Genomic DNA, 25,792 nt, shown 5'->3' with positions numbered 1-25,792 from the left:
GCCCGGTTACGAACCGGCTGCCGCAACAAGCTGCCTTGCGGTCACCATCGCCCCGTCCGTCCGGATCATCCGGCTGACGGATGACGCGCGCTGACAGATCTCGGGTGCGAGTGCTGCCGCAAGCGCACCGGAAAAGCTTTCAAGCGTCGGCGTAGCCCCTTCATGCGCCACGCCGATACCGAGCGCGGCAACGCGGCCAGCCCAATAAGGCTGGTCGGCGATCTGCGGCACCACCACCTGCGGTACGCCAGCCCGCCCGGCTGCTGCCGTCGTTCCTGCCCCGCCATGATGGACGACGGCAGCGACCCGCGTGAACAGCGCCTGATGATTGGCCTCGTCAATGACGAAACAATCGCTGCCGTCGTCGTCCGGCAGCAGGCCGGCCCAGCCTTGCGACAGGACCGCCCGCCGCCCCTGCTCGCGGATAGCAGACAGGATCAGACTGACGGCATCCCTCAACGCATGCATCGGCATACTGCCGAAACCGACATAGACCGGTGGGTCGCCGGCATCGAGAAAGGCTTCCAGCGCCGGTGGCAGCCGCCGATCGTCATCAAGCATCCACGCCCCAGTCTGCACCGCATCGATCAGATCCGTCTTCAGCAATGGCCCAAGCACCGGATCGGCCGCAAGCAGGGGCCGGCGGGTCAGAACGAGATCGCGCACATTCTCCACCGGCGCCATGCCCATGGAGCTGCGCAGACGATTGAAAGTTCCGCCGAACATCACGTTCTTGGTTTCGATATCATAATCCCAGAGCGCCCGGTTCTCCGTCACCCCTGGCGGATGCGGCCGGCCGGGAAACGCATGCGGCTTGTGATGCTCGGACGGCAGGAAAATTGGGCAGAAGGCGGCGCCGAAATAGCCGATACCCGCCCTGTCCGCCACCAGCCGCGCCGCCGCCATCGAGGGAAAGAGACCCGCCGCGACAATCAGGTCGCAGCTTTCCGCAGCCGCCGAAAGGGCTTCGACCTGCCCTGCCATGATCCCCGCCGCCCGTTCCGAAATGCCTTCGGCGGAACGCTCGCGCGTGTCGCCCGCAGCGCTCCTCTTCATCACCTCGCTGACCCACTGCCGCACCGGCGCATTGGCTGCCGCCAGCGGCACCCCGAAACGGTCGAGCAAGGCTGCAAATTCCTCATCCGGCGGCGCGCACACGATCGCCTCTGCGCCCGTTGCCCTCAAAGCCACAGCCAGCGCGACCAGCGGCTGTACGTCTCCCCGCGACCCGTATGTGGACAATAATACACGCATGCTCTTCTCCCGATGCTGTTGATCAGGATAAGCGTTCTACGCCTCGAACCGGGTCTTGCCGCAAGTCCCCCCTGCGCCATATCTAAAGGCATAGCAGGGGCGTGATGGTTCACACCCGAAATCACCTCTCATCGCGCCACAGGTTTCAGGTCAAAAACCTGCTGAGATAGGCATAACTGCGCGCCGCAAATTCGAAGGGCTGCCTCGGATTGTCGTGTTCGACGACGAAGAGCCGCACTCCGCTTGCAACCGCCGCCCGCCAGAGCGAGGGCCAGAGGAGCACACCGGAGCCGACATTCGCCCAGCCACCCTCTTGCGGATCCCTGTCGTCGGGCGCCTGATCTTTCACATGCACCGAAGTGAGCACGCCGGCATAGTGTCTGATCCATTCGCCGGCATTCGGCTGGGCGCGGGCCAGCCAGGCAATATCCGCCTGCCAGACGAGCGGGCTGCCCCTCGCTGCCTCGAACATCAGCTCGAAACCGTAGCGCCCGCCGATGGTGCGATTGAAGCCCGCCATCATATTGTGATAACCGAGCACGATGCCATCGGCTTTCATCCGCTCGGCGAGCGCGCCGAGTTCATGGCCGACCCGCTGCCATCCCGCTTTCGTATCCTTCACCAGCGAAGGCCCCGGATGCGGAACGAACAGCTGACCGATACCGCACTGCTCGCAAGCCTCGACAAAGCGTTGCCGCTCCCTGCGCAGCGCCTCCAGCCCGACATGCGCCGACGGTGCCGTCAGCCCGTTCGCGGCAAGCCCGGCCCGCAGAGTATCGACATCCCGCAGATGCCCCTCGAGCGGCTCGACCGCGCCAAATCCGGCGCTTGCGGCCTTTTCAAGCTGCGTGCCGAAATCTCCAAGGCCGCGCATCGAGAAGAGTTGCAGCGAAAGCATCGGCTTGGTCGTCATTGTCATCAGCCGCTCACATCATGCCATTGCCGCCATCGCAGGCGGCTCGAATCCCCTATAGCATTGAATGACCGGATTTTCTCGGTGCAGCGATCGATGTCGCCTCAACCCGATGCCGGCAGGGCGCCTTTCGGCAGCAGCTTGCGCTTCAGGTTGACGATATGGCGGCCGAAAGATCTGTCGATGCGCTTCACGTCGATGAGCGTCAGGTCGCCGCAGGTGGAAAATGTGTGCAGCCCGTCAGGATAATCGGCAGCGGCCAGATCCCCCGTCAGCTGCACCGGCAGATGCTCTGAAATCACATGCGTTTCACTGAGCAAGTCAAAACGCAGGAAGCGCAGGCTGCCGCCATAAGTGATGCTGCAATCCTGAACCGGCAGCACGATCTTGCCGCAGGCATCGACAAAAGGCGTGCCGCCCGGCCGGGCGCCGGAGCGATCGACGAGAACAGGATTTTGCGGATGAGTTTTCCACGGGCCGGTCAGGCTGTCGGCAAAGGCGACATGCAGCTCGCGCTGGTCTCGCGCGCCGGAACCGACCACCGTGTAGAACATCCACCATTTGCCCTGATACTCGACAAGGCAGGCCTCAGCCGCGGGAATATCCCGCAGAAGCACGGTCTCGCGCACCCAGTCGTCCGGAAAGGCGCGCGCCCGGTAAAGCGCCACTTCACCCGCCTTATGGCTTTCCGGCATCATCAGCACCTCACCTTCCCGCTCGATCAGGAACGGATAGGAGAGATGGAAAGGCCGCGAAAGTGCTGCCGCCTTGCCGCGCCAGCCGAGATCCGGCCCCAGTTCATGGCGCTCGATGAAGCCATGCTTGGTGCGATAGTCATAGGCCTCGACGAAGACATGCAGGTTCTCGCCCCTTTTCACGGCGAAGGGATCGGCGAGGTAGCGCCACGGGCCGGGATCGGGCAGCCATGTGATACGGCGGGCGCAATCGGCAAGCGTCTCGGCATCGAGCAGCGCTTCGGCCGGCGCCGGCACGATGCCGACCTGCCAGAAATCACTCTTGGGCCTTAGTCGCATAGATCAACCGTGGCTGGCCGATGGCAGTAGCGGTCTGTCCTGCGGCCCCGGCCAGAACCCGGGAATAGAAATCCAGAACATTGCCGATACCCGCCGATCGAGAGAAGGGAGCCAAGTCGTAGCTTACGCGCGACAGACGGACAACAGACTCTTCCCTCAGCACGTCGGCAAGTGCGGCCGACAGCTTCTCGACCGAGCCGGGCTCGACCAATGTCACCGGGTGGCGACTGAGATATTCCGAGGGTCCCTCGGCGGCCGTGGCGATGATCGGCAGCCCCTCATGCATGGCTTCGAGAATGGCAAGGCCTGCCGATTCCTCACGCGAGGGAGACACGAAGAGATCCAGGTTCCGCAGGAACCCCGGCACGTTGTTGCAATGGCCGGGCAGATGGATGCGGCTATCACCCTTGGCAAGCTTTTCCAGCGCAGCGCGATGCGGCCCCTCGCCGGCGATGACGAGAGCGGCATTATCGGGCGCCGTCTGCCGGAAGGCCGACACCAGCACGTCATAACCTTTGCTGAGATGCAGACGCCCGACGCTGCCGATAAGCCGTGTGTCGCGCGGCAAATTCAGCTGCGCACGCAGGTCGAAGCTTTCGGCGGATTTGACATCGGGCAGCCAGTTGGAAATCAGCGCCGACTGGCCGTCATATGTGCCGAGCCGCGTTGCCTGAGCGGAGTTGACGCAGATCACCCCGTCGAGGCAGGCGTGCTGCCTGGTCTTGTACCCGACATGAAGCGTAGCGATCCTGGCGACGTTGTCGGGCGTCATGGCAAGCGCCTTGCAGCCATGGCTGAGATGCCCATGCGCGACCTCGATTCCCTCCCGCACCGCCAGTCGCCGCAGCCTGAGACCGCGTAGAAACGGCACGCCAAAGCCATGGAAAATAACCTCTCGGGAGAGCAGTTTCGCCATCGGCGAGCCGTATCGTCCAGCGACATGCACCTCGTGCCCGAGAGCCGCCTGCCCGTTGGCGAGATCGACGCAGTACCGTTCCGATCCCGCAACTCTGGAAGAGAATAAGACATGCAGAATTTTCAACTTATGAAGAGCTGCCGGATGGGCAGCCTCATAGGCACGCGGGTGCTCATCACCCACGAAATGATTTCGAGCGCTCAAGATACACCTCAGACCAATGGCCGATCGAGTTGAGATGTTGCAAAAACACTGCTCGATAGCTTCTGGCCATGGTCTACATCGCCGGACAGTCGCGGACAAGACTGCATAACTATACGGAATCGTAAGGTTTTACGTCACAGAAAGAACATCTTTGAGGTAACTTTCTGAAGTAGCTCTCGAAAAATTGCAGCAGGATCAGGCAATACTGAAACAGCTCGCGAAAGTGCCGCAATAAGTCTTGAGCCGGACTTGGCCGGCGACAGACAAGCCGCTCCTCTTCACGAGCAGGCACCCTGGCGGGGAACATCAGCTTTTCAACGCGTAGTTGATCCGTCTGATCGTCTCGGTGATGCGGATTGCATAGGTCGGCAACCGCCTCCACCAGGGAAATTTGGTGGCCTTGTAAACGGATCGCGTACCGATATTGGAGCTGCCCTCGTTTATATCGGTCACGTTCCGGCGCGTCGTATAGATCTGCGCACGCGATGCCCAGCCCCGCTCCAGTTCCATATCCCAGGGAAACCGCATGACGGCCATCTGCTTGAGGAGCTTCAGCGCTCCGATCCGCGTCACAGCATAGCAGGCGGCCGACCCTTGCGGACCATGCGTCGCCCGGCCGATTTCATCGCCGGCGTGGGAGGTGGCGACAGCCCTGAAGCCGACGATGCGGTGGTTGACGAGCTTGATCACATCGGCGCCGGGCACGGCTGCAAGTGCCGCCTCGGAGCGCGCAACGAGATCGGCGCTGAGCACAATATCGTCCTCGACGATGATGCAGGCGGCCGCGCCCGTTTCCAGAAAGGCTGCAAGCGCCTTCAGATGGCTCCGGTAGCAGCCATATTCTCCCGCCAGCAGGGTGCGCCCATTGTTGCGCTGAAAGGCACGCTCATCCAATCCGCTGCGCTGATCTGCGGGAACCTCTCGCCCATCGACGCCGGCAATGCGAACGAGATCGAACTGCAAGGCTTTGGCCTGATCGGAAAGCGCCTTCCACCGGTCAGCAGACCGGTCGAGATTGATCACATAAATGCTGATGCTCATCGTCCAACCAGGGTTTCTGCTGCTCGAGGCCGCCATGGGCACCTTGCATCGGGATTGCGCATCCCATCGAAAAACGCTCGCCTAGCACTTCCCCCGGCGGCTGTGCAACCTGCTGTCTCGGCATCGCAGCGTTACCGGGCAAAATTTTCTTCAGTCCGTAGCTTGGTCGACAACCCGCTCATATCACCTTGAATTGCCGGCCCGGAGCCTCTAGCACTCGTAACCTGCCGATCAGACTTCAGGACTCACAAGCTTGCCCGCCTTCCCCTTCTCCTTGAACGATCCCATTCAGCATCATGGCCCGCTTCCGAAAACTTCCGACGTCGTGATCGTCGGCGCCGGCGTCATCGGCGTGACGACGGCGCTGTTTCTGGCGAAGCGCAGGATCTCCGTGACGCTCGTCGAGAAGGGACGTATCGCGGCCGAACAGTCCTCCCGCAACTGGGGCTGGATCCGTAAGCAGGGCCGCGATGCCGACGAGCTTCCCATCGTCATCGAAGCCTGCCGCCTCTGGAAAGAGCTGGCGGAAGAATGCGGCGAGGACATCGGTCTGAACCAGACCGGCGTCACCTATCTCGCCAACTCGGACAGGGAGATGGCCGGCTTCGAAACCTTCATGAAGCTCGCCGGCGCCTACAATCTCGACACCCGCCTGCTCGACAGCGGGCAGACCTCGGCGCTCTTCAAGGGTATCTCCCGTAAATTCACCGGCGCCATGACCACGCCGTCCGATATGCGCGCCGAGCCTTGGCTCGCAGTCCCCGCTCTTGGCCGACTGGCCGCCCGCCTGGGCGTCACGATCGTCGAAAATTGCGCCGCCCGAACCCTCGATATCTCCGCCGGCAAGGTAAGCGGTGTGTGGACCGAGGCAGGCCGCATCGAAACTTCGACCGTTCTCGTCGCAGGCGGCGCCTGGTCGTCGCTCTTTCTCAGAAACCACGGCATCTCCATCCCGCAGCTCGCCGTCCGCGCCACCGTCGCCGCAACCGAGCCCATGGCCGAAGTCCATGGCGGCGCTGCCGCCGGAGCGGAGGTCGCCTTCCGCCGCAGGCAGGACGGCGGCTATACGCTGGCGCCGGGAAGCCACCGCCTCCATCTGGGCCCCGACGCCTTCCGCCACGCCACAAAATACCTGCCGGCGCTCATGGCTCACCCCCTCGGCACGCACTATTCGCTTGCAGCCCCCGAAGGCTTTCCCGACAGCTGGTCGACCCCGCGCCACTGGACGGCGGATGCTGAGAGCCCGTTCGAACGGATGCGCGTCCTCAACCCTGCGCCGGAGAAATCCGGCCTCGCAGCGATCGAACGCGGTTTCAAACGCCTGTTTCCGCAATTCGAAACCGTTCGGCTGAAGGCGAGCTGGGCCGGCATGATCGACGCCATGCCCGACATCGTACCGATCGTCGATCGCGCACAGACAATCCCCGGCCTCTTCGTCGCCACCGGCCTGAGCGGCCACGGCTTCGGCATCGGCCCGGGCATCGGCCGTGTGGTCTCCGATCTCATCCAGGGCAACGCCCCCGGCCACGACCTCAACCGTTTCCGGCTGTCGCGCTTCAACGACGGCAGCCGCATTCGGCCGGGGCCGGCGATCTAGGGGGCGCGAAACCCGCTCCCTTATGGGGCGTCCGCCCGCCTGCGCCTCGCGACAAAAACCGACGTCGTCATGTTCCTGGTGACGATGCCGCCGAAATCGTCCCTTGCCAGATCTTCCAGCGCGTCCAGCAATTTCTCACGCTTCCCCGCCTCCAATGCCACGACATTCGAATAGGTCGCATAGAGCCGCCGCACTGCGGGCGGATCGAGTGTCAGCGTCCACTCGAACATAGAGGGCGGCTCGCACTGGAATGAAGCCGCCTCGAAATCCCTGAGCCGCGCCTCGCTATCGAGCCCGTAGGGCGTCTGCGTCGTTCCTCCGCCGGACGGGCTTGGGCGATGCCCGGCGAATAAATGCGCACTCGCCTCATGAAATGGATCAGGCCTGCTGTTGTCGCCAAAAACGTTCCAGATCAAGGCGACAGCGCCGCCATCGCGAAGCAGAGCATGGATGCGCCGCAGCGCCGGGATGGCATCGAGCCAGTGAAATGCAGTGGCGCTGACGACCAGATCGTAGGATTGCGGAGCCTCGTTCAGCTCTTCGAAGGGCTGCTCGATCACTTCGAGTTCGGGGCAAAGCAACCGGGCGCGCAGAAATTCGGCAAGCCGAGAATCCGGTTCGACGGCCAGAAGCCGTTGCGGGTCATGCGCCAGAAGATGTTCGGTGGCGAGACCCGTGCCTGCGCCGATCTCCAATACCGAGATGCCGGCTCGCAATCCGGCCCGCCGCCGCAAGAGCTCCCAAACCGCCGGCGGATAGGCCGGTCGGGCCAGGTGATAATTTTCTGGACTGAGCCCAAAAGCTTTCCGACCAAACGATCGGGCAAGCGTCTCACCGGACATGACGATCTCCGTGCTGATCGGCCCAGACCTAGCCGCGATTGCCGCACTCAACAAGCATCCCTGTTTCACCGACTATGCCGCAGCCAGTCACATCAGCTAAGGCCCGCGCAATCGTCGTCTTCCCACTGCCCGGCAAACCGCCGAAAATGATCAGCATGAACAGGCGCCTCCCTCAAAACCGCGCTTAGATCGGAACGCAGAGCCCCACCTTGATCCTGTCCATGGCAACGAATGTTCGAAACCGCTTCACATTGTTGTTGCCGAAGAACAGGCGCCGCGTCAGCGCTTCGTAATCGGCCATCGAAGGCACGATGATGACGAGCACGAAATCGGCCTCCCCTGTCACGTAATAGCATTGCTGGATTTCCGGCGCCGCAGCGAATTCGCGCTTGGCCTGCTCGATCTGCTCCGCTGTCTCGCTGATGACCTCCACCTCCACGAATATGGTGATCGCCTGGCCGACGGCGGCGGGATCGACGACCGCGATATTTTCCCGGATGACGCCCTCTTCCGTCATGCGCTTGATGCGCCGCTGCACCGCCGGGGCCGAGAGATTGACGGCCTCGCCGATCGTGCGCTGCGGCGTGGTATTGTCGCGCTGCAGGATCTCGAGGATCTTGCGGTCGAAAGCATCGAGTTGTGCCGGCATGAGGGGCTCCGCGAAACAAACTTGCAAAACAACGGTCAAATATCAGCGCCTTTTTTCGTGCACGCTGCAATATCTTTCCGCCAGACAGCAAACGAGGCGCAAATGTTCATCCTCAACAGCAATGCAGATTACAGGCAGCCGCTCACGCCGGGCGATGCGGAAACGCTTGGGCTGGCCGCAGCCGAAGGCGTGGAGCACCACCTGCGCTACCGCGAAAACCATGCCGAAACCCCGCTGATCTCCCTGCCCGGCCTTGCCGCCGCATCCGGCGTGGCCGCCATCCATGTGAAGGATGAGGGAAAGCGCCTCGGTCTCGGCAGTTTCAAGGCGCTGGGTGGCGCCTATGCCGTCATCCGCATTGTCCTCGAAGAGGCCGAAGTTAGGCTCGGGCGGCCAGTCGACATGGCCGAACTGCACGCGACCGATATTAGGAAGATCGCCGAAACCATGTGTTTTGCCTGCGCCACCGATGGCAATCACGGTCGCTCGGTCGCCCAAGGCGCCGGCCTCATCGGCGCGCGGGCGGCGATCTTCGTGCATGCCGGCGTCAGCGACGAACGCGTCGCGGCCATCGCCCGCTTCGGCGCCGAGATAATCCGCGTCGCCGGAAGCTACGATGACTCGGTGCGGGAGGCCGCGCGCGTCGCCAAAGAGCGCGGCTGGACCATCGTCTCCGATACGTCCTGGCCGGGTTACGAGCGCATCCCCGGCCTTGTCATGCAGGGTTACACGGTGCTGGTGCGCGAGGCGTTGAGGCAGTTGCCCGCCCCGCCGACACATGTCTTCATCCAGTCCGGCGTCGGCGGCATTGCCGCTGCCGTCGCCGGCCATCTGGCAATCGCGCTTGGGGCGCAGCGTCCGATCTTCACGGTCGTCGATCCCGCCCGCGCCGCCTGCCTGTTCGAGACGGCCCGCGCCGGCCATCCGGTCACCGTGCCGCATGCCGAACCGACCGTCATGGCGATGCTCGAATGCTACGAGCCGTCGCTGGTCGCCTGGCGCATCCTCTCGCGCGCCGCTGATGCCTTCATGACCGTTGACGAGGAGGATGCCATTGCCATCATGAAGCGCCTTGCCAACCCGGTCGGCAATGATCCCGCCGTCATATCAGGCGAAAGCGGCGGCGTCGGTCTTGCCGGCCTCCTGAAGGCCGTTGCCGACCCCGAGATAAAGGCGGCCCTTTCCATCGATCCGTCGTCCCGCATCTTCGTCGTCAACACCGAGGGCGCCACCGATCCCGGCAAATATCGCGATATTGTCGGGCTCTCGCCCGAAGACGTCCTGTCGCGAGGTGCAGCGTGAACAATCTTTCGATAGACAGCGCGCGGCTGCTCGGCCGGCTCCGTGAACTTGGCGCGATCGGCCGCGATGCCGAAGGCCGCCTCACCCGCCTTGCCGCATCCGATACGGATAGGGAGGGCCGCGACCGGCTCGCCGCCTGGATCAGGGCGGCAGGCCTCGAACTCGCGATAGACCAGATCGGCAATATGTTCGGCATCTGGACGCCCGATGGCACGGAAGGCCGTGCGCCGCTGATGCTCGGTTCGCATATCGACACCGTCATCAATGCCGGCATCTATGACGGCTGTTACGGCGTGCTCTCCGGCCTCGAAGTCCTGGAAACGCTGAAGGAGGCTGGCTTCGCGCCCGCCCGCCCGATCGTCCTTGCCGCCTTCACCAATGAGGAAGGCGTTCGTTATGCACCCGACATGATGGGCTCGCTGGTCTATGCCGGCGGGCTCGATATCGATGTAGCGCTTGCGACCATTGGAACCGACGGGTCACTGCTCGGTGATGAGCTTGGGCGCATCGGCTATGCCGGCGAGAAACAGCCCGGTTTCCTGACGCCGCACGCCTATATCGAACTGCATATCGAGCAAGGCCCGGTGCTGGAGCGCGAGGGCATTCCCCTCGGCGCCGTCGAAAACCTGCAGGGCATTTCCTGGCAGAAAGTGACGATCGAAGGCGATGCCAATCACGCCGGCACGACGCCGATCTCCATGCGCCGCGATGCCGGCCACGCGGCTGCCCGCGTCATCACCTTCCTGCGTGAGCGCGCCAAGGCCTCGAACACGCCGACGGTCGCGACCGTCGGCTGCATGGAATTCCAGCCGAACGCCATCAACGTCATCCCCTCGAAGGCAATCTTCACCGTCGATCTGCGCGATCCCGACGAGATCAGGCTCAAGCAGGAAGAGGCTGCCCTCGCCCGCTTCCTCGAAACACTCGCCGTCGAAGAGGATGTGACAATCTCGGTGGAGCGCCTGGCCCGCTTCGAACCCGTTACGTTCGACGAGCGCATCGTCACGGAGATCGAGAGAGCCGCCAGGGCGCGTGCGCTCCCCTGCCGGCGCATGACCTCCGGCGCCGGTCACGATGCCCAGATGATCGCCCGCATCGCCCCGGCAGCGATGATCTTCGTGCCGAGCCAGGCCGGCATCAGCCACAACCCCAGGGAATTCACTGCCGATGATGATATGATCGCCGGCGCGAACATCCTGCTCGATGTGGCGAACAGCCTGACGCGGGAGGAATAGCCGATGGATCTCGATCGCCTGGTCTGCGAGATGCGCGGCTGGCGCCGCCACCTGCACGCCCATCCGGAATTCGGTTTCGAAGAACGGCAGACGGCCGCCTTCGTCGCCGATAAGCTGCGCGAATTCGGCCTGGACGATGTCGCGGAAAGCGTCGGCGGCACCGGTGTCGTCGGCACGCTGAAGCGCGGCAGCGGCAATCGCTCGGTTGCGCTCAGAGCCGATATGGACGCGCTGCGCATTCCCGAACAAGCCGACCGGCCCTACGCCTCGCGCAACCCCGGCATCATGCATGCCTGCGGACATGACGGCCACACCGCCATGCTGCTCGGTGCCGCCAGGATGCTCGCCGAAGACGGCGGCTTCGACGGCACGGTGCGCTTCGTCTTCCAGCCCGCCGAGGAATGGGGCAAGGGCGCACTCGCCATGATCGAAGACGGCATTTTCGAACGCTTTCCCTTCGACGAGATCTACGGCATTCACAATCTGCCCGGCCTGCCGACAGGCCATTTCCAAACGCGCGCCGGTGCGCTTATGTCTGCGGAGGATAATTTCGAAATCGTGCTCAAGGGCATCGGCGGCCACGCCGCCCGCCCGCATGCGACGAACGAAGTCCTGGTCGCCGCCTGCGCACTGGTCATGAACCTGCAGACCATCGCCGCCCGCCGCCTCGATCCAACCGCTATCGGCGTCGTCTCCGTCACAGAACTCCTGACCGACGGGACCCGCAATGCGCTGCCAGGCCTCGCCCGCATCCTTGGCGATTGCAGGAGCTTCCACCCCGATGTCAGCGCCGAGATCGAAAAGCAGATGCGCGTCATCGCCGAGGGCACCGCGCTCACCTACAATCTCTCAAGCGAGGTCACCTATACCAGGGAATTCGTGCCCCTTCTGAACGATCCCGCCCTGACCGAAGAAGCCTTCGCAGCTGCTCGCGACATCTTCGCGCCCGAGAGCATCGAGATCCGCAAGCAGCCGATGACAGCATCGGAGGATTTCGCCCGCTTCCTTGCTCTGAAGCCCGGCTGCTACGTCTTTCTCGGCAACGGAAAGGATTCGGCGCCGCTGCATAACCCAACCTTCGATTTCAACGATGACGGGTTGCTCCATGGAGCGAAGTTCCACGCCAGCATCGTACGCCGGCGGCTTCCGCTGGTGACTGCGAGTTGAAACGACAGGCCCGCTTCAGATTGCTCGACATCGGCTAAATCCAGGTCGGCGGCAGTCTTGCTCCCGAAACCTCCTGCCCTAATTCTTGGACGACTATGGAGGCAGTATGGATAAAGTTCTGAGCAAGAAAGCCGAAACCGGTATAGCCGGTTTGGACGATGTATTATTCGGAGGGTTTACACGCCGGCATGTATTCCTGGTGGAAGGCTCGCCCGGCACTGGAAAAACCACCATTGCCCTGCAATTTTTGTTTGAAGGCGCAGCTCTGAATGAGCGCTGTCTCTATATAAGTCTTTCCGAAACCGAGGAAGAGCTGCGCGATAGCGCCGCCTCGCACGGAATGAAGCTCGGCGACCGCATCGAAATCTTCGAGCTCGTGCCCCCTGAAAGCCTGCTCGATGCAGATCAGCAGCAGAGCCTTCTTTATTCCTCCGATCTTGAGTTGGGCGAAACCACCAAGCTGATCTTCGAAGCTTTCGAGCGGGCAAAACCGCAGAGGGTCGTCATTGACAGCCTCTCTGAAATCAGGCTGCTTGCCCAAAGCTCGCTGCGTTATCGCCGGCAGATCCTTGCGCTGAAGCATTTCTTCGCCCGGTCGGATGCTACGGTCCTGCTCCTCGACGACATGACCTCGGATATTCTCGACAAGACCGTCCACAGCGTCGTTCATGGGGTGATCCACCTCGAACAGCTTGCACCGAATTACGGCTCGGAGCGTCGGCGACTGCGGGTCGTCAAGTATCGTGGCCAATCCTTTCGTGGCGGCTACCACGATTTCGTCATCAAAACCGGCGGCGTGTCTGTCTTTCCGCGGTTACGGGCGATCGAGCACAAGAAGGGCTTTGACAGATCGACACTTTCAAGTGGCATCGAGGAATTGGACCATCTTCTGGGCGGCGGAATCGAGCGTGGCTCCAGCACGCTGCTGATCGGCCCAGCCGGCACCGGCAAGAGCCTGTTCGCCCTGCAATTTGCCTATGCTGCAGTCAAGCGTGGCGAAAAGGCGGCTATTTTCATCTTCGATGAAGAGCTTGGACTGTTGTTTACGCGGACGAAATCGCTGGGCATTAATCTGGAGAAAATGAGCGATGAAGGGCTGATCCACATCGAGCAGCTGGATGCGGCCGAGCTGTCCCCCGGCGAATTTGCTCAGCGCGTCAGGGATCGGGTCGCAAGCTACGACGCCAAGACCGTCGTCATCGACAGCATCAATGGTTATCAGGCATCGATGCCGGAGGAGAATGCTCTTATCCTGCACATGCACGAGCTTCTTCAATATCTGAATCGCCAGGGCACAAATACCTTTCTCACCGTCGCGCAGCATGGCCTCGTCGGAGACATGAAGGCACCGATCGATGTCACCTATCTCGCCGACACCGTCATCCTTCTGCGATATTTCGAGGCGCTAGGAAAAGTGCGCCGAGCGATTTCCGTGGTCAAGAAACGAACCGGCGGTCATGAGGAGACCATTAGGGAGTTCCGGATCACAAATGCCGGGCTGACGCTCGGTGAGCCGCTTTCCGGATTCCAGGGTGTGCTTCGCGGCGTTCCGACATTCGTCGATGAAAAACGACCGCTTCTTGATGTGTCAGAAGAGGATAGAGACAATTCCTAACAGAAACGCCATCGGCCTGATCCATGCCCCGATCGGCCGCGATGCGCAGATCGCCGCGTCGCTTCTGCGGGAAGTGGGCATACCGACAAAAACAGCGCCGGATCTCTCCTCTTTCGCCGAAGCCCTTAATGACGACGTTGCGTTTGCCGTCGTCACCGAGGAGGCGTTGCGATCGGCCGATCTGCGCGCTATCTCCGCCTGGATCGAGCAGCAGCCGAGCTGGTCCGACCTGCCTTTCATTGTTCTGACCAACAGAGGCGGTGGCCCGGAACGCAATCCCGCAGCCGCCAGGCTTTCCGAAGTCCTGGGCAATGTCAGCTTCATCGAACGGCCGTTCCATGCGACGACGTTTGTCAGCGTGGCTCGTTCCGCCATGCGCGGACGGCGGCGTCAATACGAGGCCCGGTTGCATATCGAGGCCCTCGATGAAGGCGAGCGCCGGCTTCAGACCGCCCTGGAAGCAGGGCGGCTCGGCGCCTGGGAACTTGATCTTGCGACGGGAATGCTGACGACCTCGGCAACCTGCAGGACCATTTTCGGCCGGCGCCCCGAAGAACCCTTTACCTATGAGGATCTGCAGCGGTCTGTTCACTCTGATGACCGGATACGTGTGCAGGCTGCAATGGACGCGACTGTCGAAACCGGCGCGGACTATTCCGTCGAATACCGGACGGTCTGGAGGGACGGCTCTGTTCATTGGGCCGAAATGCGGGCGCAGCTCCACAGGGACCGGTCGGGAAAAGGCATCAAGCTGGTTGGCGTCTCAGCCGATATTACCGCTCGGCTGCAAGCCGAGGAACACCAGCGCCAGCTCAATGAAATCCTCGAGGAAAAGGTCGCCGAACGCACGCGCGAGCTGGAACGGGCACACGCCGCGGTCATGGCGGAAGTCAGCCAGCGCGAACGTGCCGAAGAGCAGCTCCGCCAGGCCCAGAAGATGGAGGCGATCGGCCAGCTCACCGGTGGCGTGGCGCACGACTTCAATAATCTCTTGATGGCCGTGCTCGGCAATCTCGAACTGCTGCGCAAGTATGTCGGAAACGACCCCAAGGCCTGCCGCCTCATCGATGGCGCTCTGCAGGGGGCCAAGCGCGGTGCCTCTCTCACTCAGAGGCTGCTCGCCTTTGCGCGGCGACAGGACCTGCACATCGATCCGGTCGACCTGCGCGCGCTCGTGCTCGGCATGACGGACCTCTTGAAGCGCTCCGTCGGCTCGACCATCATGATCGAAACCACGGTTCCCGATGATCTTCCTCTGGTGTCGGCAGACGCCAACCAGGTCGAGTTGGCCCTGCTCAATCTTGCCGTCAACGCTCGCGATGCAATGCCTGATGGCGGCACGATCCGCATTGCGCTGAGGCAGGAGAAGCAGACTGCACCGACCGATGAACTCGCCGCCGGCAGCTACGTCGTCCTGACCGTGGCCGACCAAGGGCATGGCATGGACAAGGAAACGCTGCAAAGGGCCATAGAGCCTTTCTTCTCGACAAAGGAATTGGGCAAGGGAACGGGCCTCGGGCTCTCCATGATCCATGGCCTCGCCCTGCAATTGAAGGGTGACCTCAAACTGGAAAGCGCCCCGGGCAAGGGCACGACGGCCGAACTCTGGATCCCCGTCTCCACATCGGCCCGAGCCCGTACCGAATCTGATCATCCGCTGCCGGCTGACGCTGACAAGGTCCAAAGCCCGAAGCGCATTCTGCTCGTCGACGACGACGTTCTCATCGCTATGAGCTCGGCCGACATGCTCACCGATCTCGGCCATGAAGTGGTCGAGGCTCACTCGGCAAGAGAAGCGCTCGAGTGCCTCGGCAACGGTGGGAACTTCGACCTGATGATCACTGATTACTCCATGCCCGGCATGACCGGTGGAGACCTCGCCAAAGCCGCCCGTAGGATCGCACCCGGCTTGCCTATCCTCATTGCCTCAGGATATGCCGAACTCCCGCCCGGGCTGGACCTCGACGTCGCCAAGCTTGGAAAGCCCTACACCCAGGATCAGCTGGCTCTGGAAATCGGCAAACTGATGGTCGCGCCTAAATCGAGTCCTGCCCGGCCGCCGGCAGACCCACACCCGTTGTCTTAGCCTATCGGTTATTTTCCGCGAGACGCCCCATCTCTTTCGCGCTATGAAGATTATCGATAATTCCGCCACTTCCGAACCGAGGTCTCCCACATGGCTCTGAAAATCCTTTTCATTGGCGGCACCGGCCAGATTTCCTACCCCTGCGTCGAGCGCGCCGTCGCCGAGGGCCATGATGTCAGCGTCTTCAACCGCGGCCTGAGAGGCGATCCGCTGCCCGCGGGTGTCACCTCGATTGTCGGCGAGCTTGGATCATCAGCCTATGCCGATCTCGCCAAAGCCAATTACGACGTCGTCGCCCAGTTCATCGCCTTCACGCCCGACCAGATTGCCCGCGACATCGAGATCTTCTCGGGCCATTGCGGCCAGTACATCTTCATATCCTCGGCCTCGGTCTATGAAAAACCGGCACGCCATTACGTGATCACCGAGGAAACGCCGGCGATCAACCCCTACTGGCCCTATAGCCAGGCCAAGATTGCCTGCGAAGAATTGCTGAAGAAGGCCGATAATCTCGCCTGGACGATCGTGCGCCCCAGCCACACCGTCCGCACCGGCCTGCCGATCATGATGGGCGATAGCGATATCATGGCGCGGCGTATGCTGGATGGCGAGCCAACCATCGTGGCCGGCGACGGCCACACCCCCTGGACATTGACCCGCTCGGCGGATTTCGCCGTGCCCTTCGTCGGCCTGTTCGGCAAGCAGAAGGCGCTGCAGGACATTTTCCACATCACCAATGATCGTGCCCACATCTGGGACGATATCCAGAAGGCGATCGCCCGCCTGCTCGGCGTCGAGGCAAAGATCGTGCATGTGCCGACGGATACGCTGGTCAAATACAATCCGGAATGGATCGGCCCGTTGACCGGTGACAAGGCCTGGACGGCGATTTTCGATAATTCCAAGGTCAAGAGCGTCGCCGGCGACTTCACCTGCGCCGAAAGCCTCGACGAAATCCTCGCCGAGCCGATCATGCATCTCAAACAGCGTTTCGCCAAAGGTCGTCCGCCGAAGGGCGCGTTCGATGCCCTGATCGACCGCATCTGCGCCGAACAAAGCGCGCTGGGCTAACCGAAGGCACTTCATGACCTCGCGCAGTCCCTTCGTCAGACGTTTGTCGCGGCGGCGAGGACCGAGGTCAACAAGTCGTGGTTCTGGGGATAGCGGCCGCTGGGCTTTAAATAGCGCGCCGGGGCTGGCGAAAACCGGTTCACCCCTTATGTCACTGCGGGACGAGACAAACGGCAAAGGACCGCACCATGCAAAAGAACACGATCTGCGTCTGGTATGACAAGCACGCCGAGGAAGCAGCCCGCTTTTACGCCGAAACCTTTCCGGACAGCAGCGTCGGCGCCATTCATCGAGCCCCCGGCGACTATCCGGCCGGCCAGCAAGGAGACGTTCTGGTTGTCCATTTCACGGTCTGCGGCGTTGCCTGCATCGGCCTGAATGGCGGACCTGAGATCAAGCACAATGAAGCCTTCTCCTTCCAGATCTCGACGGAAACTCAGGAGGAAACCGACCGCTACTGGAACGCCATCGTCAATAATGGCGGCGAGGAAAGCGCCTGCGGCTGGTGTAAGGATAAATGGGGCGTCTCCTGGCAGATCACCCCGCGTGTCCTGATGGAAGCGCTTGCCGCCGGTGGGCCTGCGTCAAAGCGGGCCTTCGACGCGATGATGACCATGCGCAAGATCGACGTTGCAGCGATCGAAGCGGCCCGCCGCGGCTGAGGCAGCGGGTCCTTGCAATAGATCGCGGCACTCGGGCAGCCGATCGGTCCGATCCTTCGAAAACAGCCGGACCTGTTCCACAGGTGCCGGCTTTTCGCTAGAGCCGACAATTCTTCAAACTTCGTCGATTTCCGCGTTTTAAAGTCAATCGCTGAGAGAAATTTAGATTTTGCCGTCCGGTTCTACTCCTGATAATTTGAGCAGCAGGTAATCGCTTCGGCATATCCTTTCACGGCATGTTCAGCTGGATCTTTCGCGGCACCTTCAAGAATAGCCGCAGCTGATAGCAACCGCCGTCGTTTCAAGGCGTGCGTATCCGGTTGGGCGCCCGGCATCTTCCATAAAATCCCGAAATCTTCCCCCATCGCAAAAGGAGTATCCCGATGGCCAATGCCCGATGCAGCTGCGGTGCACTCAGATTGACGCTGCCGGACGAACCAAAAGCGGTGATCGCCTGTCACTGCATCGAATGCCAGAGGCGAACAGGCGCCCCCTTCGGCGCCGGCGCCTTCTACCCAGCCGAAGCCGTCACCATCTCGGGAACGGCCAGGCAATACACGCGCGATGCGGCGAGCGGCGGAAAGGTGCATTCCTATTTCTGCCCGGACTGTGGCTCATCGGTTTGTTGGAAAACGGACAATCTTCCGACGATGATCGGCGTGGCGCTCGGAGCGCTGGATAATACCAGCCTGCTGCCTGTTCCCGCCAAATCGATCTTCGAGCGGTCGAAGCACCATTGGGTGCGGATCGAAGACGCCGGCGAGCATTTTCAGCAGGGCAGCGTTATCAGGCACGCAGATTGAAGCCTCGCCATCCTTACCCGCCTTGAAAGCGGAACTGGCCTGCACCTCACACGGTTCGGTACAGGCCCAATATCACCGCAATCGCCCCTTCGCGGGACAGGGCGCTTATCGAGAGCTATTTCCTGAAGCCCCCATCAGCTCGTAACGGGCACGGCTCAGGCTGACCAGACTTGCAATCGCCGCGCAGCCGGCGGAGATGACCACTGCAAATTCGGGCGCGGCGGAGAGCGGCAGCGTTGCGAAGATGATTGACATCGAGATTCCGCCCAGAGCCTGGCCGAGAAGTCGCGCCGTGCCCTGCACCGCGCCTGCCGCGCCGCTTCTGGCTTTCGGTGCCGACAGAAGCAGAATACGGTTGTTCGGCGTCTGGAACAGTCCGAAACCCAGGCCGGCGATGACAGTGCCGGCTACAAACGCGATGCCTCTAGGATCGGCCGGGCCGAGAACGGCCACAAGCAGGCCGGCACTTAACAGTGCGCCGCCTGTGGCGCAAAGCCATGCTGTCTTGACGCGGTTTGCCAGACGTCCCGAAACCGGCGCGATGATCGCGGTCGCAACAGGCCAGGGCATCATGTAGAGACCGGCCAGAACCGGTGTCATGTGCAACCTGTGTTGAAGATAAAACGGCAGCGCGATGTAGCTCAGCATCTGGCCGCAGAAGCAGGATATGGAGGCAATGACCGCCACGCGGAATGCCGGTGCCGCCAGCAGATCCGTCGGAATGATCGGGGCAGCGCTGTTGCGTTCCAGGCGCAGCAGGATGAAAAGGCAAACGATCGATGCAGCGATGAGGACCGTGCCAACTGCCGGCGCATTGGCTATCTGGTCGGTGCCGCAGAAGAAGAGGATGAACATCAACGTGTTGGCCAGCAAGGCCTTGGCGTTCAGCTTCCGGTTCGTGCCCTGCACCTTGCCCAGCAGGCCGCCGCTGAGCAAGACAATGATGCCGAGCGGTATATTGACCGCAAACAGCCAGGGCCAGCTCGTGACTGAAAGGATCGCGCCTGCAATGCCGGGGCCGGCAGCGGAAGAAATGGCGATGACCATGGCATTGACGCCGATGATCGGACCGAGCATGTGCTGCGGCAAGGCTGAGCGCAGGTTCATCATCGCAAGCGCCATGATCGCACCCGCGCCAAGGCCCTGCATGAAACGGGCAAGGATCAGCAAGGAGAGGTCGCCCGCGAAGGCGCAGGCAGCTGAAGCCGCGGTGAACAGCGCGACGCCGATCAGAAAGACCCGCCGCGCGCCATAGATTTCCCCGAGCGCGCCGCACGGCAGAAGGGCGACCAGCACGGCCAGCTGATAGGCAGAGACGACCCATACGGTGCTGCCGGCTTCCGCATGCAGCGAGAGCGCGATCGACGGCAAGGCGACGTTGGCGATCGCTCCGTCCAGAACGACGAGAACGATTGTCGAAAGTATGAGTGCGATGGCCAGATACCGTCGAGGCGATGCCAGGCCGTCCTCAGAGATCGGTGCGGTGGAAGCAAGGGACATTGAGAAACTCCCAATAATTGTCGGACGGCCGAATAGGTAGACTCTTCCTGATAACCGCGCCAGACGCAACAGAATCAACTGACTATTGCGCGTAACGCCACACATGATACAAGAAAGTCATGTCCGATCTCGATCTCAACCTTCTGGTGGCGCTGGATGCGCTGCTGCGCGAGAGAAGCGTATCTGGCGCCGCGCGCCGTCTTGGCCTTAGCACCTCCGCCATGAGCCGGACGCTGTCGCGCTTGAGGATCGCACTCGGCGATCCCATCCTTGTGCCGGCCGGGCGCGGCATGGTCGCCACTCCGCACGCCCTAGCGATTGCCCAGGAAGTGCATTCGTTGAACGAGGCTGTGAAGGCGGTGCTCAGTCCGCCGTCATCAGTAGAAATCGGCCAGGTCCAGCGTGATTTCACGATCCGTGCCAATGAGGCATTCGTACTTATCTTTGCCGCGCGCCTGAGCGCCGCCGTCGCGAACGCGGCGCCAGGGATAAGGCTTCGGTTCGCGCCGAGATCCGACAAGGATGTTCAATCCTTGAGAGACGCGGCCGTGGATCTGGATATCGGCGTCCTGCCGACGAACAGCGGGGAACTGCGTTGCCAGACCCTTTTTGAAGATCGATATGTCGGTCTCGCGAGGGTGGGACATCCGATTTTCGACGCCGATCAGATCACGGTCGAAAACTATGCCGCATGGGGCCATGTCCTCTTCTCACCGCAAGCGGATTTCGCCGGTCCGGTTGATAGGGCGCTCGCCGAACTCGGCGTTTACCGCGATGTCAGATTGATCGTGCCAAGCTTTCCAGCTGTCATCGCGGTTGCGGCGGCTTCCGATTTGATCGGCGCGATTCCGAATTCCTATCGCAAATCCGTCGAGACAAACCAGATCGAGACATTTGACCTGCCGGTCGCCGTGCCTGGTTTCAACGTCGTACAGGCGTGGCATCCTCGAATGGACGCAGATCCTGTTCATCGCTGGCTGAGAGCGCTGATTTTTGAAACGTTCAAGACAATGAACTGAATGCACGTTCTGATCGAAGAATGGCCGCTCTGGCGTATCGCGGCCAGATCGCGTTACCGGAGCGCAGGGAGATCTCCAAAATTTCTAATTGAGATTGCAGCCGGAAGGTGATTCCATGCAGTCCGCGTAGCCGAGTCCTCCACCTTCCCGATTTCCGATCCGAGAGGCTCAAGTCGATCATGTCGATTTCAGATGCGATCTACCGTCCCTTCGAAACGCTGATCCGGCCGCTCGATATTCCCTACCGGCCGCTGCCGTCGAAGGGGCCTTTGACGGTGCTCCTGCACTTCATCTCGATGTTCCGTGGCGTGCTGATTGCGCTCGCGCTTTCAACTATGGCGATCGAGGCCATGAATCTGACAATCGTCTGGGGGCTGACGGTCATCGTTGATGGCGTAACGCAGCAGGGCGCACCTGCTTTCCTGCACAACGAATGGCCGCTGCTGACTTTTCTCGGCCTGCTGCTCTTTCCCGGCATTCCAATAACCTCCTTCCTGGTCAACACGCTGACTTCGCACACGCTCGGCATCGGCATGCCCGCAGCCATTCAGTGGCAGGGCCACAGGGCCGTAGAGCGCCAGGATCTCGCCTTCTTCCACGATCTCTATGCCGGACAGGTTGCCTCGCGCCTGCAGCAGGTGGCTACAGCCGTCCAGCAGCAGGTCATTTCAGCGTTCCAGTCCATTCCGCGCTTCGTGATGCAGATGGTCGGCTCCGTCATCCTTCTGAGCGCGCTATCTTGGCCGCTGGCCCTGCCGTCCATCGTTTGGATCACGCTCAATATCCTGCTTGCCGTCAGGCTGGCTCCGGTCTTCACCGAGCGCTCGCGCCGCTCCGCCAAACGACGCAGCCTGATTTCCGGCGCGATCACCGATCTCTACGCCAATATGCAGATGGTGAAGCAATTTGCCGCCGAAGACAGCGAAGCCGGCGCCATCCGCGGCATCATCGGCAAAGCGATCAAGGCACAGCAAAGCGAACAGCGCATCTATCGCACGGCGGAACTGACCGTTGTCGTCCTCAATATGATGCACTGGCTGGCAATCCTGTCGATCGGCTTTACGGGGCTTGTCGACGGGTTCGTCACGATCGGCGAGTTCACCGGTGCGGTCTACGTTCTGAACCGCTTGTCCGGCCACACCTTCACTTTCCTGCAGATGGGCCAGCAAATCTTCCAGGCGATCGGCACCATCAAGGACGCCATGCCGGTCATGACGACGCCGCCGACCATTATCGACCGGCCGGATGCGAGAGAGCTTGCCGTGCCATCGGGGGAAATCTGCTTCGAGCACGTCAGCTTCGCCTACAAGTCCGGCAAGTCCGTCATCGACAATCTGTCGCTGACGATCCGGCCCGGCGAAAAAGTTGGGCTCGTCGGCCTCTCCGGTGCGGGCAAGACGACACTCGCCAATCTGCTTCTGCGCTTCTACGACATCAAGGACGGTGCCATCCTCATCGACGGCCAGGATATCCGCACTGTGACCCAGTCGAGCCTGCGCCGCGCCATCGGCGTCATCGCCCAGGATGTGGCGCTCCTGCACCGCTCGGTCGGCGACAACATCCGCTACGGCCGGCCGGAGGCGACACAGGAGGAGATTGAGAGCGTGGCGAAGATGGCGAGCGCCGATCTCTTCATCGCCGATCTCGCCGATAGCGAAGGCCGCAAGGGCTACGAGGCCTATGTCGGCGACCGCGGCATCAAGCTGTCGGGCGGCCAGCGCCAGCGCGTGGCGATCGCCCGCGTACTCCTCAAGAACGCGCCGATCCTCGTGCTCGACGAGGCTACATCGGCGCTCGACAGCGAATCCGAAGCCGCCATCCAGGAACGGCTGAACCTGGTGATGGAAGGAAAAACCGTCATCGCCATCGCCCACCGGCTCTCCACAATTTCCAGCATGGACCGCATCGTCGTGCTCGACCACGGCCGCATCATCGAGGAAGGCCGGCCGGAAGACCTGATCGAAGGCGACGGCCTGTTCGCGCGCCTGTGGCGGCGGCAGACGGGTGGGTTTATCCCGGAGGAGATTGAAGAGGATCCGCCGGGTTAGCACATGGCAGCGGACGCCGGGGGATCAAGCCTCTCGTTGCCGACCGGCCGGCTCGGATACTTGACGACAGGCCCATTCGAACGCTTCGTCGATGGCGGCAAACTTGACCGCCTGCCAATGTCGATAGTCACGGATCAGCCCTGCCCCAATCCAGAAACCACTGCGCTCACCGGCGAGGTCCCATCCACAAGCCTCAAGCAGCTGAGCGCGATCGAAAAGGCGCCGCGCGTGGGTTCGGGAGATGGCGTATCGCTTGAAGAATTCTCCGATGCGCAAAGGGCCAACAGACATGCGCGTTTCCAGCTCTTGCTCCGGCGAAACTCGAGACATCAGATCGTGCAGGATGTTGCTGCCGGAAGCAGTTCGAACGAAAGCATCCACCGTTTGCGGCGGGCTGGCCCAGTCTGGATCGTGAAAGAGGCTCTCCGACATTCTTGGCTGCGCATACCAGAGCAGGCGCCGATCGGCCGATGATCGTGAGAATCGCGTGCCCCGATCGAGCATGTCGAGTGATTTCAGATGTTCGTCGAACCATTCGCGGATCAAGGCTTCGGCGGTGTCGGAAATTCTGAGCTGGCGAACGCGCCTGTCTCCGCTTTCATGAGTATCAACCAGGAGACCGTAATTGCGCATCTCTGCGAGATGCGCGAACGCCGTGTTCTTTGAGGCAACTTCGCTCTCGGCGATGAGGGCGTTCAGCTTGGCGGCCGTAAGGCCCGGATGAGACGGCGATGTAACGCGCTGAAAATGAAAAGCCACAATCGACTGCGTCAGCAGCCATCGTTTCATATCTGCGGTATAGCGGACGATACGAGGCGCGGCGTCGTGCATGGCAATGAGCTTCAGCGCGGCATCCCTTAAGGCGAACGCATAAAGGCGATTTTCCACAATGGCTTCGACGGTCAAAACCTTCGCTGCATCCGGGGCGAAACGCATTGCGGTTGATATGGAGGTCACGGATCTCTCCAGGCAAGGTTGAATTAAGCAAGCTACGGCCTGAGCGATCTGCACTATGTCTCTTAAAATAGAATTGCAACGGGGCGAAAGCCTCCGCAAAACCCTAAGCCGGAGGCTCTGTCGCGCAGATCGCGAAGCGGTCCTGCATCATGCCGCGGCAATTCGGCGATCACGCATCCGATGCCGGCGGGCCGAAAAGGCCCTGAGCGATATTCTCCAGCTCGATCGGTTTTTCGCAGAGAATATAGCCGCCGAACCGCCCCGGGATGACGGAGGGATCGTAAGCGGTGGCGAACACGAAGGGTATGTCGAGCTCTTGGAGGCGCTCTGCCACGGGAAATACCAGCGTGTCTGACAAGAAAACATCGAGGATGGCAGCGTCGATCTGCTCATCTTCGATCAGGGAGAGCGCATGGTCGACGCGTGGTGTCGGACCGATCACGATCGCGCCGAGCTTCGTAAGCTCCGCGCGGGCTTCCTCTGCGAGCAGAAACTCATCCTCGACGACGAGCACGCGCTTTCCGGCAAAGAGGGAACTGTGGGGAAAGCTGGATTTCAACGGCTCATTCCACCTAGTTGCTAGTTGACCGGGAAAGAGAGATTGACGGTCAAACCGGCGGTAGCGAAATTAGTTTCAACCTGTTCACCGAGCCGAACCAATTTCCCCGGGCATCAAGGACATTCCATCCGCCTGCGGTTTCTTGACAGTCGGACTGCTATCGGTTGCAAATATCTTTACTCTCGGTAGCCGTGACAGTCTCTCCATGTGCTCGCCCATGAAAATGGCGATCGAGTAGACTTCCTCGCCCGTTGCGCAGCCCCAAGACGCGCTGCGTGTCGGTCGCGTCTCTCAAAGGTGCCGCTGGCATCAAAGCCTGCCGATTCCCGCGAAATAGCCGGATTGCTCGCAAGCCTCAAGGGGCATCAGGCACTTCGATGACCGCGGGCGCGGGTAACGCAGTTCCGCGCCTTCAGCGGAAAACCTAAGCCAGAGGCTTCGTCGCACAGATCGCAAAACGATCCTGCACCATCCGCTCCAGTCCGCGCAGGAAAGGCATCTTGCGCGCCTGCGCCCAATGGATATCCGAGAGCTTGCGGTCGACGACGATATTGTCGAAGCCGGCCTGCCGCAGCAGCTCGACGATCGCTTCGGCCGGCATCTGGTCGGAGAAATAGACGCGCGAGCGAATGGCCTGATGGCGGGCCATCATCTCCGGCTTCATGTGGCTCGCTGGCGCCTTGCCCGTCAGCTTCGTCCAGAGCTTCTGCAATCCCTTCACCCAGGTCTCCTTGCCCATGTTGCCGTCGACGATCAGCACCTTGCCGCCGGGCTTCAGCACGGAAAACCATTCGCGGAAGGCCGAGGGCGGATCGACCAGCGTCCAGACGAGGTGCCGGTTGGTGATCACGTCGTAGCTTTCTTTCGGCTCCATGGTGTTTTCCGCATCGCCTGAGACGAAGCGGATATCGGTGCCGCGCTTCTTCGCCTTGGCGCGCGCCTGCGCCAGCATCGCATCCGACCAGTCGAGCCCCGTCACCTTGAAGCCTGCTCCATTCATGAGATGGGAAATGACCGCCGTGCCACAAGCAAGATCGAGCGCCGCACGCCCCTGTCCCTCGCCGAGATGCTTGCGGATCAGGCGCTGCCAGCCTTTTCGTTCCGCTTCGGAAAATATTTCGTGGCCGACACTCTCGTCGAACGTCGCCGCCCTTTCCGACCAGAAATCCCGGATTTCATCGCGAATGGAGTAATTCGTGTTCATCGTATTCATCATCTTCACCCCGGCACCAGACTTACTTTGGAAAAGCTCTAAAACATAAAACTTGATTCCAAAACTCAGTTTTTCTATGCCTCGGGAAATAACCGAGGACGGGGA

General features: G+C 61.5%; 23 protein-coding genes and 1 pseudogene. 11 read left to right on the top strand and 13 right to left on the bottom strand.

The features are described 5' to 3' along the window. Positions 1 to 6: 6 nt before the first annotated feature. From EV281_RS15835 to EV281_RS15815, 5 genes are all read right to left on the bottom strand, one after another. Positions 7 to 1,254 carry a glycosyltransferase gene (locus EV281_RS15835; protein WP_132654019.1) on the bottom strand — a complete coding sequence of 416 codons (1,248 nt, stop codon included), beginning with the start codon at positions 1,252 to 1,254 and terminating at the stop codon, positions 7 to 9. A 145-nt stretch (positions 1,255 to 1,399) separates the two neighbouring features. Beyond that, positions 1,400 to 2,173 carry a sugar phosphate isomerase/epimerase gene (locus EV281_RS15830; protein WP_245508273.1) on the bottom strand — a complete coding sequence of 258 codons (774 nt, stop codon included), beginning with the start codon at positions 2,171 to 2,173 and terminating at the stop codon, positions 1,400 to 1,402. Positions 2,174 to 2,271: 98 nt separating this feature from the next. Next, positions 2,272 to 3,201, bottom strand: coding sequence for a glycosyl hydrolase family 43 (locus tag EV281_RS15825; RefSeq protein WP_132654018.1), 930 nt, complete (start codon positions 3,199 to 3,201; stop codon positions 2,272 to 2,274). Next, on the bottom strand, positions 3,179 to 4,321 hold the full coding sequence (locus EV281_RS15820) for a glycosyltransferase family 4 protein (protein ID WP_245508272.1): 1,143 nt from the start codon (positions 4,319 to 4,321) through the stop codon (positions 3,179 to 3,181). The genes EV281_RS15825 and EV281_RS15820 overlap by 23 nt, the downstream gene beginning before the upstream one ends. Before the next feature lie 306 nt (positions 4,322 to 4,627). Beyond that, complete coding sequence (locus EV281_RS15815; RefSeq protein ID WP_165911898.1) at positions 4,628 to 5,362, bottom strand: glycosyltransferase family 25 protein; 735 nt, start codon at positions 5,360 to 5,362, stop codon at positions 4,628 to 4,630. 253 nt (positions 5,363 to 5,615) lie between these two features. Here EV281_RS15815 and EV281_RS15810 point away from each other — a divergent pair, with 253 nt between their 5' ends. Beyond that, complete coding sequence (locus EV281_RS15810) at positions 5,616 to 6,959, top strand: FAD-binding oxidoreductase (protein ID WP_132654016.1); 1,344 nt, start codon at positions 5,616 to 5,618, stop codon at positions 6,957 to 6,959. A gap of 20 nt (positions 6,960 to 6,979) precedes the next feature. On the opposite strand, the gene EV281_RS15805 is transcribed toward EV281_RS15810, so the two are convergent. The 3 genes and pseudogenes from EV281_RS15805 to EV281_RS15795 all read right to left on the bottom strand — a co-directional run bounded on the left by EV281_RS15805 (position 6,980) and on the right by EV281_RS15795 (position 8,450). After that, entirely contained in the window at positions 6,980 to 7,801 is an 822-nt protein-coding gene (locus EV281_RS15805; RefSeq protein ID WP_132654015.1) for a class I SAM-dependent methyltransferase, read from the bottom strand. A 91-nt stretch (positions 7,802 to 7,892) separates the two neighbouring features. Continuing rightward, positions 7,893 to 7,958 (bottom strand): annotated as a pseudogene (locus tag EV281_RS15800) (adenylyl-sulfate kinase); the annotation flags it as partial. A gap of 27 nt (positions 7,959 to 7,985) precedes the next feature. Beyond that, entirely contained in the window at positions 7,986 to 8,450 is a 465-nt protein-coding gene (locus EV281_RS15795; protein ID WP_132654014.1) for an Lrp/AsnC family transcriptional regulator, read from the bottom strand. A gap of 102 nt (positions 8,451 to 8,552) precedes the next feature. Between EV281_RS15795 and EV281_RS15790 the strand changes: the two genes are divergently transcribed. The 8 genes from EV281_RS15790 (at position 8,553) to EV281_RS15755 (ending at position 18,391) form a co-directional block, all read left to right on the top strand. Next, entirely contained in the window at positions 8,553 to 9,752 is a 1,200-nt protein-coding gene (locus EV281_RS15790) for a diaminopropionate ammonia-lyase (protein ID WP_132654013.1), read from the top strand. Continuing rightward, positions 9,749 to 10,987, top strand: coding sequence for a Zn-dependent hydrolase (locus EV281_RS15785; RefSeq protein ID WP_132654012.1), 1,239 nt, complete (start codon positions 9,749 to 9,751; stop codon positions 10,985 to 10,987). Before EV281_RS15790 ends, EV281_RS15785 begins: the two co-directional genes overlap by 4 nt. 3 nt (positions 10,988 to 10,990) lie before the next feature. Beyond that, positions 10,991 to 12,154 (top strand): M20 aminoacylase family protein, encoded by a 1,164-nt coding sequence (locus tag EV281_RS15780; protein WP_132654011.1) that lies wholly within the window; start codon positions 10,991 to 10,993, stop codon positions 12,152 to 12,154. A 106-nt stretch (positions 12,155 to 12,260) separates the two neighbouring features. Continuing rightward, positions 12,261 to 13,769: an ATPase domain-containing protein gene (locus EV281_RS15775; RefSeq protein ID WP_132654010.1), complete on the top strand. Its 1,509-nt coding sequence runs from the start codon at positions 12,261 to 12,263 to the stop codon at positions 13,767 to 13,769. Beyond that, entirely contained in the window at positions 13,738 to 15,855 is a 2,118-nt protein-coding gene (locus tag EV281_RS15770) for a hybrid sensor histidine kinase/response regulator (protein ID WP_132654009.1), read from the top strand. Before EV281_RS15775 ends, EV281_RS15770 begins: the two co-directional genes overlap by 32 nt. A 90-nt stretch (positions 15,856 to 15,945) precedes the next feature. Continuing rightward, positions 15,946 to 16,926, top strand: a complete 981-nt coding sequence (locus EV281_RS15765; protein WP_132654008.1) for an SDR family oxidoreductase — start codon at positions 15,946 to 15,948, stop codon at positions 16,924 to 16,926. 188 nt (positions 16,927 to 17,114) lie between these two features. Further along, positions 17,115 to 17,588 (top strand): VOC family protein, encoded by a 474-nt coding sequence (locus EV281_RS15760; protein ID WP_132654007.1) that lies wholly within the window; start codon positions 17,115 to 17,117, stop codon positions 17,586 to 17,588. A gap of 383 nt (positions 17,589 to 17,971) precedes the next feature. After that, positions 17,972 to 18,391, top strand: a complete 420-nt coding sequence (locus tag EV281_RS15755) for a GFA family protein (protein WP_132654006.1) — start codon at positions 17,972 to 17,974, stop codon at positions 18,389 to 18,391. 105 nt (positions 18,392 to 18,496) lie between these two features. Here the strand turns inward: EV281_RS15755 and EV281_RS15750 are convergent, their stop codons facing one another. Beyond that, positions 18,497 to 19,891 (bottom strand): MFS transporter, encoded by a 1,395-nt coding sequence (locus tag EV281_RS15750; RefSeq protein WP_184326876.1) that lies wholly within the window; start codon positions 19,889 to 19,891, stop codon positions 18,497 to 18,499. Between the two features lie 119 nt (positions 19,892 to 20,010). Here EV281_RS15750 and EV281_RS15745 point away from each other — a divergent pair, with 119 nt between their 5' ends. Next, complete coding sequence (locus tag EV281_RS15745; protein WP_132654005.1) at positions 20,011 to 20,910, top strand: LysR family transcriptional regulator; 900 nt, start codon at positions 20,011 to 20,013, stop codon at positions 20,908 to 20,910. 179 nt (positions 20,911 to 21,089) lie between these two features. Beyond that, complete coding sequence (locus tag EV281_RS15740) at positions 21,090 to 22,958, top strand: ABC transporter ATP-binding protein (RefSeq protein ID WP_132654004.1); 1,869 nt, start codon at positions 21,090 to 21,092, stop codon at positions 22,956 to 22,958. Between the two features lie 24 nt (positions 22,959 to 22,982). Here the strand turns inward: EV281_RS15740 and EV281_RS15735 are convergent, their stop codons facing one another. From EV281_RS15735 to EV281_RS15720, 4 genes are all read right to left on the bottom strand, one after another. Continuing rightward, positions 22,983 to 23,864, bottom strand: a complete 882-nt coding sequence (locus EV281_RS15735; protein WP_245508271.1) for a hypothetical protein — start codon at positions 23,862 to 23,864, stop codon at positions 22,983 to 22,985. Between the two features lie 220 nt (positions 23,865 to 24,084). After that, on the bottom strand, positions 24,085 to 24,474 hold the full coding sequence (locus EV281_RS15730) for a response regulator (protein ID WP_165911896.1): 390 nt from the start codon (positions 24,472 to 24,474) through the stop codon (positions 24,085 to 24,087). Between the two features lie 84 nt (positions 24,475 to 24,558). After that, positions 24,559 to 24,693 (bottom strand): hypothetical protein, encoded by a 135-nt coding sequence (locus EV281_RS31645; RefSeq protein ID WP_245508270.1) that lies wholly within the window; start codon positions 24,691 to 24,693, stop codon positions 24,559 to 24,561. 205 nt (positions 24,694 to 24,898) lie between these two features. Next, the gene (locus EV281_RS15720; RefSeq protein WP_132654338.1) at positions 24,899 to 25,687 is read right to left on the bottom strand and encodes a methyltransferase domain-containing protein; all 789 of its coding nucleotides are present in this window, start codon (positions 25,685 to 25,687) and stop codon (positions 24,899 to 24,901) included. Positions 25,688 to 25,792: the final 105 nt, after the last annotated feature.

The organism is Rhizobium sp. BK418 (assembly GCF_004341105.1).
Lineage (GTDB): Bacteria > Pseudomonadota > Alphaproteobacteria > Rhizobiales > Rhizobiaceae > Rhizobium.
Note: the sequence above shows the minus strand (reverse complement) of the source record. Positions and strands in the feature narration are given on the sequence as shown.